Annotated in this window: 10 protein-coding genes; all 10 read right to left on the bottom strand. The window is 41.8% G+C overall.

The features are described from left to right. Positions 1-2 precede the first annotated feature (2 nt). Entirely contained in the window at positions 3-1583 is a 1581-nt protein-coding gene (locus A3860_RS31590) for an amidohydrolase family protein (protein WP_081154306.1), read from the bottom strand. A gap of 142 nt (positions 1584-1725) precedes the next feature. Continuing rightward, on the bottom strand, positions 1726-2643 hold the full coding sequence (locus A3860_RS31585) for a hypothetical protein (RefSeq protein ID WP_081154303.1): 918 nt from the start codon (positions 2641-2643) through the stop codon (positions 1726-1728). A gap of 10 nt (positions 2644-2653) precedes the next feature. Continuing rightward, positions 2654-5140, bottom strand: coding sequence for an AAA family ATPase (locus A3860_RS31580; RefSeq protein WP_081154300.1), 2487 nt, complete (start codon positions 5138-5140; stop codon positions 2654-2656). Positions 5141-5273: 133 nt separating this feature from the next. Continuing rightward, the gene (locus A3860_RS31575; protein ID WP_081154298.1) at positions 5274-7526 is read right to left on the bottom strand and encodes a patatin-like phospholipase family protein; all 2253 of its coding nucleotides are present in this window, start codon (positions 7524-7526) and stop codon (positions 5274-5276) included. Positions 7527-7608: 82 nt separating this feature from the next. Next, positions 7609-8130 carry a CAP domain-containing protein gene (locus A3860_RS31570; RefSeq protein WP_216823554.1) on the bottom strand — a complete coding sequence of 174 codons (522 nt, stop codon included), beginning with the start codon at positions 8128-8130 and terminating at the stop codon, positions 7609-7611. Between the two features lie 103 nt (positions 8131-8233). Further along, positions 8234-8632 (bottom strand): response regulator, encoded by a 399-nt coding sequence (locus A3860_RS31565; protein WP_081154293.1) that lies wholly within the window; start codon positions 8630-8632, stop codon positions 8234-8236. Between the two features lies 1 nt (position 8633). Continuing rightward, a complete protein-coding gene (locus tag A3860_RS31560; protein WP_081154290.1) occupies positions 8634-10892 on the bottom strand; it encodes a sensor histidine kinase in 2259 nt (752 codons plus the stop codon). A 394-nt stretch (positions 10893-11286) separates the two neighbouring features. Further along, positions 11287-12165, bottom strand: coding sequence for a hypothetical protein (locus A3860_RS31555; RefSeq protein ID WP_081154287.1), 879 nt, complete (start codon positions 12163-12165; stop codon positions 11287-11289). 23 nt (positions 12166-12188) lie between these two features. Further along, positions 12189-14012 carry an NACHT domain-containing protein gene (locus A3860_RS31550; protein WP_081154284.1) on the bottom strand — a complete coding sequence of 608 codons (1824 nt, stop codon included), beginning with the start codon at positions 14010-14012 and terminating at the stop codon, positions 12189-12191. A gap of 46 nt (positions 14013-14058) precedes the next feature. Further along, positions 14059-14661 carry an RNA polymerase sigma factor gene (locus A3860_RS31545; RefSeq protein ID WP_081154282.1) on the bottom strand — a complete coding sequence of 201 codons (603 nt, stop codon included), beginning with the start codon at positions 14659-14661 and terminating at the stop codon, positions 14059-14061. Positions 14662-14688: the final 27 nt, after the last annotated feature.

Genomic DNA, 14688 nt, shown 5'->3' with positions numbered 1-14688 from the left:
TTCTACCTTGTCAGTCTCGACTTCACATAATTAAACCCGTTATTATAGAACAGATCCTCCGTAAACTTATCTACATCTAACCGGGAGGCCCAGCTTTTTGAATCTTCCAGGTTTTTAAGGAAGAATCCGAAATTCCTGCGGATGTATGTTTTGAGCTCATCCATATCCTTCACCGTTGGCATATTGATGAAGGGGTTGATAAGTCCGTCGAAATCGGAGCCCATACAAATATGCTGTTGCGCTGTTTCCAAAGCAATACCCGCATCGATGCATACCTGCAGATAATGTTTGAGCTGTAACAGTACATGATCAAAGAAAAATTCATCGCGGGCAGGAATGGACCCATCGGCGCTTTCTTCCAGTTCGGCCATGGTCATACAGTCATCTTCATTCACTGCTTTACCAATGGCTACATCGGGAATTTCGAGGGCTGTCCATTCAGCGGCGGAAATAAATTCCTTGTCGACAATGAAGGTAGAATTTGGGTCACGGCCCGTGGGGTCGTCATCGTGTTTGCCCACATAGCCAATAATGCGGCGGTCGAGCGAGAGGCCGATCATGCCGCCATGTTGAACGATCCAGGCTATCTCTTCATCGAACAGGTTGATGCTGCTCATATTAAAGGCAGGCGCGCCCGGCCGGCTGGGCATATTTTTCACCTGCATTGATTTGGCCAGTTCTACATAAACCGCCTGTTTGTCGGGCATTTTGCGGGTAATGAAGTTGGCCCATTGGCGGAAAGGGATACCCGTAAAACCGGTATGCGTGCAAACGAGGGGTTGCACATTGTGGAAGCCGTTGGCATCGATGGCGGTGCGCAGATGGAGTCGCGATTGGTAGCTCATGTGTTTGGTATCAACACAAATGCCGCGATCGAATAGCCCCTGTATCACCGTACGCCCGTCATTGGTAAGCCCATTTCCGCGCGGAATAAAATGCTGGATGTTGGCCAACTGAATGGCAAACGCATGGTTAGCCAGGTTCGATGACTGCATATGAACGGGGTTCACCGAGATCACCGGCGCTTTGGCTAGCAGGACATCGAGGTTAGCCAGGATCTCAGCAGGCGAAAAGGGCTGGTTGGCAATATCAATGCCATTACTGGTATCAACCAGCGAATGACAGCCTTCAATCACAAAGAAGACATTCACTTTATTTTTAGGCAGGGGTTGAGCAAAACTTTCGCGCCGCAGGATATTAAAAGATTGCGGCGCATTGAGGTAATTATTGAGCGTTCTTCCCATTATAAAATCGGTAAAAGGCAGCAGTTTTCTATCGACCACGTTTTGCAACACGGTAGCCGAGAGTTTATGCTGACTGCCGCTGCGCAGCAACGTGCGCAACTTCAGTACCTCCTGCGCCAGGAAGCTTTCCATGGCATATAGTACACAGCCAACCACTACTTCTTCGGCAAACTCTGCCAGCTGGGTTTGGTGCATCTGCGACTCAATGATATTGGGCAGGTCGGTACATTGTTTGGGAATGCCGGCCACATCATTTCGGCTAACAGTAGTATCTATATTGGGATTATCGCTAAAAAGCTGCTTGAGGATGATATGGGCATGAAAGTCGAAGTATTTCATGCGCGGGGGTTTAGGGTATTGAAGCTACAGGAAGTGGAGAGGATAAAAAACGGGGAAAATACCGGTAATTACTGCTGAGTAAAAAAACGGGAAAAACACCGGTAGTTTGATTTTAGCGGGGTTTGTTGATTGTGGGCAGGATCTAACTGTACACCAGTTCCCGAAAATTTTCATCCTGCGCTTTATCTATTTCTGCGGCCATTTCGTTGACGAAATCCCGAACGCCATTGTGACTGAGATCAAAATCGAGCCGGCGGCCTTTGACGCCCTCGGCTGTAGTCATTAGCCTGAACCATTCTCTTATATGGGGGCGTGCTCTTACCGGCTCAACGAGGTTCGGTACAGAGAACACCTGGTATCTTTGTTTGGGATGGGTATCGGCATAGCGTTTGAATTCTTCAAAACACCAGTTTTTATCGTTACCCATATCCCGAAAGGTTTCCTGCTGGGCTATCAGTAAAAGTACGGTAGTACGTTCACAGTAATCATATACGGTCTCCATGATCTTTTCGCCATTAACGATGGAATCGGAGTCAAAAAAATAGTTGTTAAACCCAAGGTCATTCAAATATTTAACGATAACAACAGCGAGGTAATTATTCTCGCGCCATTCCCGCGGATGCGATTCCGGCGTTATGCCGAATGCCTCTTTGATCATGACCTTATAACTTGAATTGATGCCTGGCAAACCTCTTTTGGTATAAGAACAGAAATAATCGATCCGCTTTTCCAGCAATTGGATCCCTTTGTTCATTTTAGTTTGTAATGGCGTTGGCAACGACAAATGGTCCGATGCATAATACAATTCTTTGAATATATTATACCCATCATCATCGCGGTTCAGCTTAAATTCCTGCAAATGGTTCAATGCCAGCTTAACAAAATCATACTCATTATCATCGCTTTGAGCTTTAAGCTCCCGGTATTGCAAATGCACTTCTTTTAGCCTGGCATTAAAGCACAACAGTGCACCATCTGCATCGGGCACAGTTGGAGCAGGCGCATCTAACTTTATTGAGGTAATAAATTTTTTCAGGAATATTTCATTATTGATGTCCACGCCAATGCATTTATAATTGTTTACTTTTGATCAATTCCAATTCTTTCTTCCAGTGCTCCGCCTCCTGCTTCCATGTTTTGTCGAGCGTTCGCAAAGTACTTACCTCCGCTTCCTTTTGCTGCACCCTGTTCACGACCTTTATGTAATTAAGATCTTTTTGCAGCTCATCCAGTTCCTGCTGTTGTGCAGGTGTAAGTGCGCCCTTTTCTTTTTTCTCTTGTAATAGGTTGAGGCGCGACCGAAATTCTGCTTCCCGTGATGATAAAGCTGCATAATACAGATAGTGGGGATCGCGATCCTCGATCTCGAAGATCGCTTTGAAAAGTTCGGGGGTTGAATACCCGATAAAATTTTTTGTCGGCTGTTCCAGATAAAAGCCGGTATTGGTATGCCTGATAATATTGACTTCTTTTTCAAGGCAGCCGGCCACTATGAGCGGACTATGAGCCGTTATAATAAACTGTACATTGGGAAATTCGCGCCGCAGCAAGCCGATGATCTTTTGCTCCCAGCTGGGGTGCAGGTGTGCATCAATTTCATCAATAAGCACGATGGCCTTTTCATAAAGGGGATCACTGCTTTGGGGTCTTAACTCGCTCAGGAACCGGTATATCACCAGGCAAATAGAAAGAATGGATAATGTACCCTGGGAAATGCTCTGCAGGGGCACTTCCTGTTTATTTTCTTCTGATTGTACAAAGAACCTGAAATCGCCCGTGGCCGGCACCGTCTCTATGCGGCTGAACCTGAAAAAAGTATTGGCAGTTTCACCGCCTGTGTTTTTGCGTTGTGGCGTTCCGGCGGCAATGGACTTCAGGGGCCCGGGTTCAGCCAATTCAGAAATAACGCGTTGTATTAACGGGTATGGTTCTTTGCTAAAATCGCTGCGGTTGTTCTGGGCTACAATGAAGAGGCTTTTATTTATAATTGGTTCCAGTGAGCCGCCATACAGAAATTCAGTGGCGCCATCTTTTCGGAGGTCTTCAGAAGTCGTATTGGTATTGGCGATCACAGTGCCCGACCGTGTAATGAACCGGGAATCTGAAATAGCCAGTACCGGCACCCTTCCTATTCTGCTGGTTATATTGTCTTTGTTTGCCACAATGCGGCGTTGTTCCTGGTCAATGCTTTCAATACATTCATCGACCTGCTTATCGATGAACAGTGTGGTGCTTTCTGAATTCGCCGGATCAGCTCTCCTTTCGAACAACTCATCTAATTTCCTATTCAGTTCCCGAACCACCTCCGTTTGAACCGGATGATCGCTCAGCACATAGGCTTTCGCCAGGGTATCGGCCGGGGCGTTGGCGGGTATCCAATCCCGCATCTTATCCCTGTCGCCATATAACAATGCGATGATCAGCCGCAACAGGTGTGTTTTGCCATAACCGTTCTTTCCCAGCAAGATATTGACGCCCGGGGTCAGGTTCCACTCAAAGCTGCCAAAAAAAGGCAGGTTCTGAAATTTTACCCGGTCGAGCAGGATCTCTTTGGTAAGGTTTACCCGGTATTTATTGTCTTTGTCGAGCTCAACAAAACGATCGAGCGCAGCTTTTGATCCTGTTGGGTTGCCGCTGGCCTGCAGGATCTTTGCTTTGAGTTCATGATACTCGGGATGCGGAAAATAACCGGGGTCGGTAGCCTGTTTGCGGTCATCGAGTTCAATGGCCTTGTTGATATATTCCAGCGCCTTGGTAAAATCCTGGAATTTGAATTTATCATTCGCATGAATGAACAGATCGTGCGGTGAAAGATCAATGGGTAATAAAGAAGATCCGGTGTTAGTAGCCTTTATTGCAGCAGCGTCTTTTCCACGCAATTCCTCCAATGCAACCTGCCGGTTGATGAGCTCTGACTGAAGGCGGAACTCATCCTGAATGCGTTGCCGTTCAGCCTGCAGGCCTTCCGATTCCTGTTTCTCCATTTCGGCCAGAAGCGTATGATAAAAGTCGGATTGAAGTTGCCGGACTTTCCGGATAATGATATAAAAAAGTGTGATCATTACAATATAAACAGCAAAAGCCAGGATGAACGCCGGAGCCGTTGGGTGTAATAAAACGTAAACGGGCAACTCAGATATAGGCATGTTATGCCAATAAGAATCATTATTCGCCACCCTGTCTTTGACAGTATTATTCAGATAAAGGACAAATGTCGTACCACCACTTATCAGTAATGCCATAAACCAGTAGTGAAGGGAAGGCGCATGGCTGGTTTTGTTAACCCAATGCCGGTTAGCCCTCATGAGAACAGCTACTACGGCCAGGACTATCAAATAACTGAAACACAAAAAAACAAAGGGAACGTAATAGGGCTTATATAAAATCGCCCATTGACTGGCACCTGTAAAGACAATTAAAATAAGGAGCTGGTACAAGCCGATTGACAAATAGGGTGCTTTGTCTTTTTCAGGCAATCGCTCAATGATCTGCAGTTTGGCGCCTGACAGATAAAACAGGAAGTTCCTAAATTTCCGAACTAAAAAAGAATGCTTCATATTTATGGTCAACCGTTTTCGAAAAAATAAGATCGATCATTATTGCCAATAAAAAAAGGTATTTTCAACCTGATGGAATAAAATAGGTGTTTTAACGGTGGGTACTTAATAAGTAAACAAAAACAGCGGACGCCTACACTTTTTTATACGTCTCCATAAATTCCTTTTGCGCGATGCGGTATACCTCATCTTTGGCAAGCGGTATAACCAGGTAATCATTTAAACGCAGGGTTTGACTTTCGTGCCAGGGCGCTTCAATATATATTGGTTCGCCCGGCTTATCCAGCAAACGCTGTAAACCTTCCAGGCGAAACGCTCTTATACTTTCTTCAGTTATCTGAATTGCATATACCCTCGCTTTCTCATTAGGAATATAATAATCACCTGCCTGGTGAACATATCTGTCAAGAAATTTAGCAGCATTTACCACATATTCTTCCTTAACCCCGGTATCATTTGTTACCACGTAGTCGCCTTTGGAGGTAATACACTGCGTTTCTACCCCATCGCTTGTTCGCGAAACAATCCGTTCTCCCCCGTTTGAGATCCGGGCTTTTACACCCTTGATTTTTTGATGTAAAATGCCATATTCCTTTATTTGCTGAAGAAAAAAGAGTAACAGTTCCTGCTGCTTCAGGATCTGCGGATTGAATGTTTCTGTTAGATAGGCGCTCGTTTTGTTGAATAAGGCGTTTGCAATTTTCCGCTTAATGGAACCGGAAAAGAAGCACAATAAAAATCCTACTATTTTATTGATACTACTTCCTGCCTCCTGTATTTTCGGATAGCTTTCTTTAACTATCTTCTCTATGCGGGCCCTGATGAGGTTATTAGCTACATCCAGTTCGTTCGTAGTAAGTCCATCATATTTAGGTGTTTCAATTTTTTGGTCTTTGTCAACGCTGTTAAGCAATAACATATCCGGGATCAGCGGCATCTTCCATATTTCGGTTGTGCCCGCCTTTCCAAAATTTACATTATACCGCCACTTCTCGTATTGTTCGGTTGTTAAGCCGTTATTGGTGATCTGTTTAAACTTCACCAGGTCTTCCCCAAAGTAAAACCGCAAAAAAGCCTGGCAATTCTTTCTTCCTAGCTGATAGTCATGCTCCCTGAATTCCTTTTTAAAAAAGCCTGAGAATCCGCCTATGAGGCCACAGGCCAGAAAATAAAATTTTCGCTTGGTAGGATAGATCAGATACCGTTTGCTCTCCATTTCCAACCCACTAAGCAGGTCCTCCTGCCTGAACATGGACTGATTCCTGATGGCCTGAAAGATCTTTTTCGCCTGGTCGAGTAAGGTATATTCTCCGGGCTCTTCGTATGTAGCGCGTTTGGTGGCGTTTGTAACGGTTGGGAAGGGATCTATCAGGATCAGGTAATTTTCATCGTCCGACCGATCCTTATTTTTTTTGCATGCCAGCAATCGCATGGTAGTGCCAATAGGCTCATTATTGATGGTTCCGCCATCTACGGAATTAAAAATATAATTGTCTTTTTGCTGCAGATCGAGGTTAACATCAATATTGGAATTCTTCTTAAGCCTGGTTTTAAAGTCTTCAAAAAACTTTCGTTTCACCGTTATCTTTCTGTTCGCAAGTCCAAAAGGGAATGCGCCGGTGGCCTTTGCCGCTGCCGCTAAATGCGCTTTCGTCTCTTCTGTCAGTACTTCGGCCGGATAATCAATATCCAGATCCTGTGGATTGAATTGATAGTGGAGAAAGCCGCTGTGCATTTTCAGCACATTGCAGGTAGGATCATCCCCGTCGATGTTCGAAAAGCGAATATCAACGGGTACGCCTTCCAGGTTGGTCACCGAAAGAAGCATACTTACGTTCTGACTTACGTATTTCGGGGGTGCAAATTGTAATTTGGCAGGAACCGCGCCTTCCGAAATTTTATCAATAGGATCTGAATTCAATAACGACTTCATATTATTCAGGGAGGTCACCACATCGCCATTATTCATCAATTTTTGAAATGTTGATCCTTTATGGTCGTCAGCCATATTGATCCATACCTTATACAACTTGGTGGGCGAATCATCGGGCCCTGGCCTGTCATAATTTCCGGGAATTATGTCGTTATTTCTTTTAGTGTAATAAGAACCGTCATTGAACGAATAACCGAGGACAGCTGCGGTCATGCCGCCTGCGGAGGCGCCGCTTAGTACTTCAATGACCACATCGTGTAGAGGAACCAGTTTTTCTTCTTCGGTGAGCGGTTCGTTGCCGGCCTGCTTTTCCCTGATGGCGTCTTTCTTTTTCTGCCAACGCTTCAATGTTTCGATGAGGTAGTCAATTACGCCGGCAGTGTAGGCACCGGCAGAGACGGCACCCGCCATACAAATACCGAGTCTGATTGTCTTTGGGTTATTGGCAGACATCTGTTGTAGTTTTGGGTTAAACTACGACAGTTCCAGCCAATCAAAAACGGGAAAAACACCTGATTTGGTAATACAAGATTCCTTACGGCTTCCCGGGCGCACCCTTTGCATCAACCTCATGCCCGAACCAGATAACTGCATAATTTTTATAAATTCCTATACCCATGGCATTCCACGTTCTGGCGTACGCTCCTTTATTTAATAACGCTTCATTATGGAATTTACTTTCTTTCCATAAGGCCAGTGCTTTGGAGGCATCTATAAGTTCGGAATAGGTAGCAGCGATCTCAAACCCATTTCCCGTATATGAAGTAAGCTCCTTTGGCTTATTCCACATGCATAGTTTCTGCGCATGATCGGGTGTGTAGCAACAGGACGTCCATTTACCATTGGCCGACCAGCTGTGCATACTGCACCCTTCCTGGTCGGGGCGATTTGTTTCAAGGTCCTTTGCATGTATTTGCGCAACCGCTGTGAGGGAAACCGAAAGCGGGATAGCTGGCAAGCCGTTCTGTGCGCGGTAGGTAGTGATCAAATTGTACAGTTTCAGTTCTTCGGGGGTCAACTGAATTGCATCAGCGTTTTTCAACGGTTTACTTCCCATTAAAAAAGTTGCACTTAAAAGTAATAGGCAATAAAGCCAGGTTGTTTTCATTAGATTTAAACGGAAAAACAGAGGAATTATTGACTAAGGATCAAATAGATATTTATTTAGGATCATATACACTCTGCCTAAAATAAAGCTCAACAATCTTGTCCTCTAAATTTGGTCTATATACGGTAACAATATTTTTCAGATTAGATACTAATCCGGCCAAATTAGTTGAAGTATCTTGAGAGTAAAATAATATTGGAATTTGCTCCAAATGTTCCTCTGCCCTAATTTCCTGAATGTACTTGTCACCATTAAATGGTTGCATATGATAATCCATAATTACCGCATCCAAGTCATAATTTAACTGTTGAAAAATATTATCCCCATTCCTTGAAGTGATAATTTTCAAATCAATGCCATATTTTCTGGCAATTATTCTAACATTATCCTGAGCAGAATGCGCCCAGGTTTCCATATCATCAATCCAAAACAATTTGACAACTTTATTCATATTATTTAAGTTCAATTATAATAGTCACACCGCTTTCCTGTGAATTATTTATTACCGATATTTTACCCTTTATAGCATGAAGGATTTCTTTAACGTGATATAACCCTATCCCTGAACCGTCAGTTGTGGTAAACCCTAAATCAAATATTTTATTGAGATTATTTTCTTCGATACCATTTCCATTATCAATAAATTTTACCAACAAAGTATTTTTCTCAGACTCGCTTAACTCAATTTTTAAATTATTAGCTCTAGACTTTTTGGCATTATTGACAATGTTGTCAATTACGATATTTATTTCTATTGGTTTAACGACGCGAATAAATGGCATACTCGTATAATCCTCAAATGATATTTTTAATGTATTATCTGCAACGGTTGGTATTATATTTTGTATATACTCTCTGATATAGTCTATTAAATTAATTTCCAGGTCCTCAGTTTTTAATTTAAAATTTGCTTTAGTAGCAAATGCTGCAACATTTAATATTTTCTTTGTTTCAAATGATATGTTCTTTATTATTTCATTTAAATCTTCTTTACTAAGTGGGATGTCATTTTGGATCCTAAGAGAAATACCTTTTAAATAATTATTAATCGTCCCTGCATATATCCCGATATGATGAATTAGCGCAATCACCTCTTCATATTCCGCAGTATTAATAGACTTCAAAAAAAGATTTTCGCTTATTTTCTCCTTTAGCTTAGCCGTTGCTTCATTTGCTTTTTGATATTCAATTGCAGCTATTTTTTCCGCCTCTTCCTTTGCCAGTTTTAAATCTCTTACCCTAACAGTTGCATTTTGTACCTCCCTAATCAATCGATCATCTCCCTTTTCAGCAGCAAGATTGTTCAATTTGTCTATAATAGCATCAGCACTATTGATTTGACTAATTTCTATTAATTCAAAAAAATTTGAGGGAATCTCAAATTCTATCAAATCTTCTTTGCCAGTAAGCTTAGCTAGCAGATCAACAACTCTCCCATTAATATCATTAGAATTACCATCTTCAATGCTAACCCCCCATTGTTGAACATCAACAACGTATTTTTCGAGACGACGCAAAATCTCCCAAAAGAAATCAACTAATTGATAATATGTAGGTGTTTTAATGAGCCCATCCCCTCTTGTTGAAGTCTCCTTTAACTCTTCTGTGTTTGAAAATATTTCAATTTGCCCCATCAAATCTGTGGTCCCAAGATATCGCCTAAATCCTTGAGTTTTCCTGTAATCTATTTTCAACGGATCTTCCCCAGGTTCACCATAAGGATAAATTCTGAATCCATTTTTATATAAAAAAACGTGGCCATAATGATTTGAGGATATACCCATCCTTCGGGCAAAAACTTGCTTTGCGGAAAGATTTAAATAATAAAGTTTAATTTCGATATTAAGGAGAAAAGGGAAACTGTTCTTTTCTTTTATCTTATAAATAATAGTACCACCATCTGTTAGCTCTGTCCATAAATAATTTCCATCTTCAGAAATAGTAGCACTTATTTTTGTAGTTTTTAGACCAAGAGTTTCAAAAATAAAATTTCTAACCTCTCCATTTACCTTTTGATAGCCTTCAGAAAAAGACATATCTCCTTCTAATTCCTCCGGCACTTCAATAATAATTTTGAAATCCTCCTCAGCATTGCCAGCATTTGGGTTGATCAACTTTGCCAAAGAATCCTTTAGCTTCAAATACTTCTTTCGATCCCATTCACTTCGCAATTCTTCTATAACCAAAACTGTTCCGTGCTTCAAACCAAAATCGCTACGATTCTTTGTATCATGCAGAACATCAATATTCACAAATTCCTCCCTTAAATCACCTTCGAACTTTTCCCAATTAGTTAAAAGCACTTCAGTTTTAGACTTAATATCATTTTTGGTAGTCTCTAAATAAAGCTGCTTTCCAAGTTTATCACAAGAAAACCGACCTATTCCCTTAGCTCCAGCAAAAACACGATTGTTTAAATTTGACCTATAATCAAAATCATAGTCTTCTGTACCTTCTTTTTTAGCCGAATAGGCAACAAACAACCATTTATTTATAAGATCATCATAACTCATTCCCTTCCCATCATCTTTTATAATAATTTTACCGTTACCAGCTTGAATATTTTCAAACCGTATTGTTACTTGCCTCGCGTGTGCATCAAATGAATTCTTGACCAACTCAAATACAGCAATAAAATCATCCGTTATTAAATCTCGACCAAGGATATCCTTCAAAGCAGAACTTATTCTAAAATTCAAATTACCGCTCATTATGTATCTGAATTATTATCAAAATGATCTAAAAACTTAATTGAGTAAAATAAGGTTAATATTTAAACCCTAATATAAAGCAATCGTTTTAGAGCTCTCAAGATGAAATTGGGAAGATAAAATTAGCATAGGCGTGATTAACTATTTAGCCGATGAAAGATCGTTCATTATCCACCTAGGCAGGCACAAATTGTACTTCCTACATGAATACAAACCCTAAATCCACTTGAATCTAACCTCAAAAATGAAACAATTTTTAATTATGCTTTTAAGCATAAATAACCACTTTGAACACATTGGTATTTCTCTGATATTTGCATCACTTGAGCCACAAAAGGTTGACCACATTCCTTTGAAGGATATCCTTCTTAATGTGATGATGGGCTTTTTTATCTCACTCTCCCACCCTCACCCGCATCACCCACCGGGGGCTCCCATTTACTGCCGAAAACGTCAGAATGTAACTGGCCGGACCGGCACTCCACTTAATTACATCAACCTGCCCGGGATCGATGCGGTAATCCCGGAGATATATGTAAATACCATCCTTCAGCGCCGCAGCAAATGGCTCCAGTTCCTTTGTAGGAATGTTGTGATAATGCGCGGCAATGGCATGGGCCTGAACACCCTGCCTGTAAACAATGGTGGTATCGGTGAAGCGGAGACTATCCGGCTTTTCGGTTGCTTTTGTGCTATTTTCCCGATTGAAATAAACCTGTGAAGCCTTGCTTATAATGGCCTGCGGCTGTACGGTACTATTTGTGTCCTGCAATGCACCCGTTAAGCCATACCGGAATGCAAATTGTTTTGTTGCCTTTTGAAAGGCGTCCTGCTGATCGGCAACCTTCCGGTCAATAAATCCTAACTCATCCAGCACATTGTAACACCACACCGCTAACTGCAGTGAATCTAATGAGTCGTCATTCGGCAGTTGACCTTTGCATGCACCAGTAACGGCAGCAAGGAATTTCCTGTAATGAGGCAGTACCACCACATTCTCTACACCAAAATAACCAATGCTATCTATGACCGACAGGTCTATTTTCGCTTTTCCATCAAAACGCGTATGCCCCGTAGCTTTATATTTCGGGGTAAAATGATCGCCTATTGATCCGTAGAGGTCGCCGTTGGGAATGCTTCTGAAAAAGTCAATGCTGATGCAGGGTAGTTTTGCGGAAGTATCTTTTTCAATGGCAAATACCGCCAGCCGTTCCTGGGCCGATAGTGATATAAAGCAGCTGATCAAAGATATTAATAAGGAGGGCTTTTTCATATGCATGGGTTGAGGGGTGACGGCTATGGGACAAAGACTAACCGGAAATAGGATGGCTCGTCTACTATTTGCTTTTTATTAGTTCCAAACGAAAAATGAATTATTCCATAACCTGTATCATTATGGCACCACTCATAAGCATACTGTTTTCTATTAAATAAATCACCAACCCCAATTAACTTAGCCTGAACTAGATACAGTAGCTCCCTCTCTGTGGGCAACCTAAACCCGCGTATATTTTCAATTCCCTGAAATCTACTTTCATCATTGTAAACGGAGGAATATCCATTTTTACGATTCATTTTATTACAATAATAAAGAGCCTCGCCCAAAGAAAATTTGTTTCCCAGGCGCCATCTTTCTTTAGAACCATCGCTAAGTCCCATCACTTCATCAAATTCACTTCGCAATACACAACTATAAATATATTTTGGTGATGATAATTGATCAATAACTAACATGCCTGGATTCAGCTCTCCATAAAACTTCCTGGCCATGTCCATTCCCTTAAAGCTCATATCTTTCAGGAATTTGGGACGCTGACTGGCCTCATTGGCCAAAAAGAATTCAAGAATTGATTTATGCGCAAATTTCCAGTTTCCGGCCCCATCGCAGGTTAGCAATGACTGACCAGTGATCTCATCGGGCTTTAGCTGAATGTTAAATTGCGCGGCGATCTTCAGCGCTTCCTCCTTTGTTATAAACATCCGGCCTTCCTTCCGCCAATTGTAGTAAATGGCTATGGCAGTTCTATGCGACAGGTTCCGCAAATTCTTCATAAAACCTTTTCGATCTTCTGTCCCTTTCCTTTTCTCCGCTTCACGCAGCAACCATTTCGTAACCAATTTATCATAGATGCTGTACGTGCTCACTTCACTAACCTCATCTTCAGTTAAATAATCGATATAACTAAGCAGCATTGGCCTCATCACTAAGTTCTTCGACCGGGCAACAATTTCCCGGGCCCGTTTTTTCTTTTCCCGGTTTATAAATGGAATGATCCCAAACTTTTTATTAAGGTATTTTGCTACTTCCTTATCTTTAAAGGGAGAAATGTACAATTTGTTCAGCTGATAAAATCCTTTCTCATCGGGCCGTTTTATTTTCAGCTCATAAGGATCTTCTTCCTGCCCGGGAAAATACTGGGTGCGGCAGGTTATAAGCACTTCCCTGAAATTTAAGGTAAGGGCAATGATCTCATCGATCCGATTTTGAAACGCTATGGCATCGCTGATCTGTGGGTCCATTGAAATAATCCCCCGGTCCTCATCCAGCGCATCCAACAACAGGATCGTTCTTTTCGCATCTTCTGGTTTTATTGCTTTTACCTCGTTAATGGTATCGGGATTGGAGAACCGGAACAATTTCATCTCATATTCCCGGGGATAACTAAAGAACGAGTTGTATTCAAGATACAAATTGATCATAAACGTTGTTTTACCCATTCCTGAATCGGCCAGAATAAGATAAAACCGTTCTGAATCCGCCTTTTCATTGAATGCTATTTTCGTGAAAAAAGGGATCAGTTTATTTCGTGCAATATACTTGTGGGTAAAACCAGGTTCTTCCTGGCGGGCAGGGGAAGCATTTTGATACTGTGTTTGTATATAATACTTTTTTGCCTTTTGAATAGACAAATGATCAAATTGCGGCTTAATGTCTTCCAAAGCCGCCTTGCAATGCTTGTGATGCTTAAGTAAAGTATTGAATATTTTTACAACTACAGTTACAAGGAGAACAGTTACTATAACAGAAAATAAGGCGCTCCAATCATCATTACAACCCAGCCATTTGAAGAATTTGCCAAAAGGTTGCAACTTTAAAATTGCTTCAACAATTTTATCCATAAGCAGTTTCTTTCTAAGGTTTTGATCTATTCAGCGCGCCTCCCCCCTAACAATTCCAGGCCTGCTTTATCATGAACAAACTCCCTATCAGGGGCAACAATTTTTTATCGAACAACACATTCCGTAACTGTTTCAGGGCTTTTAACTTGTTATTGTATACTGCGGCCGGGGTCATGCGAAGCAAACGGGCGATTTCCTGCGAATCGAGCCCGTCTATATAGAATAGCTTGAATACTTTTTTTCGAACCGGGGGCAGCTCTTCAATTTCCCGGTATACTTCCATCAAAAATTCACTGCGCACCATTTGGGCCAGCACATAATCATCTTTTTCATCGCTAAGAATGCCCAGCTCCAGTTCAGAAGCCCTATGCCGTTTAGTGGCGTCGAGGTATTTTAAACACTTATTTCTAACAGTAATAAAAGCGAATGCCTTGATATTCGGCATGGTCAAAAAATCGGTATGGCGCCGCAATAGCACCTCCAACGTTACCACGGCAATGTCTTCCGCCTCGGCCCTGTTTTGCGTAAGCCGATACGCAAAATAGAAGAGATGGGTAAAATACATGTCATAGATCGTCTGAAGCGCCTTTTTATCCCCTGCATTGAATCGCTTAACCAACAACTCATCAGAAGTTTGCTCTGCTTTCAATATGTCAATGATTTATTTAAACAAAAC

The sequence above is a fragment of the Niastella vici genome (assembly GCF_002077945.1).
Classification (GTDB): Bacteria; Bacteroidota; Bacteroidia; order Chitinophagales; family Chitinophagaceae; genus Niastella; species Niastella vici.
The sequence above is the reverse complement of the archived record's forward strand: the minus strand, read 5'-3'. Positions and strand labels throughout refer to the sequence as shown.

Coding starts and splice junctions, on each gene's coding strand:
- A3860_RS31550 (WP_081154284.1), bottom strand. CDS start 14,012: ATGGATAAAATTGTTGAAGCAATTTTAAAGTTGCAACCTTTTGGCAAA.
- A3860_RS31575 (WP_081154298.1), bottom strand. CDS start 7,526: ATGTCTGCCAATAACCCAAAGACAATCAGACTCGGTATTTGTATGGCG.
- A3860_RS31555 (WP_081154287.1), bottom strand. CDS start 12,165: ATGAAAAAGCCCTCCTTATTAATATCTTTGATCAGCTGCTTTATATCA.
- A3860_RS31565 (WP_081154293.1), bottom strand. CDS start 8,632: ATGAATAAAGTTGTCAAATTGTTTTGGATTGATGATATGGAAACCTGG.
- A3860_RS31560 (WP_081154290.1), bottom strand. CDS start 10,892: ATGAGCGGTAATTTGAATTTTAGAATAAGTTCTGCTTTGAAGGATATC.
- A3860_RS31590 (WP_081154306.1), bottom strand. CDS start 1,583: ATGAAATACTTCGACTTTCATGCCCATATCATCCTCAAGCAGCTTTTT.
- A3860_RS31580 (WP_081154300.1), bottom strand. CDS start 5,140: ATGAAGCATTCTTTTTTAGTTCGGAAATTTAGGAACTTCCTGTTTTAT.
- A3860_RS31570 (WP_216823554.1), bottom strand. CDS start 8,130: ATGGGAAGTAAACCGTTGAAAAACGCTGATGCAATTCAGTTGACCCCC.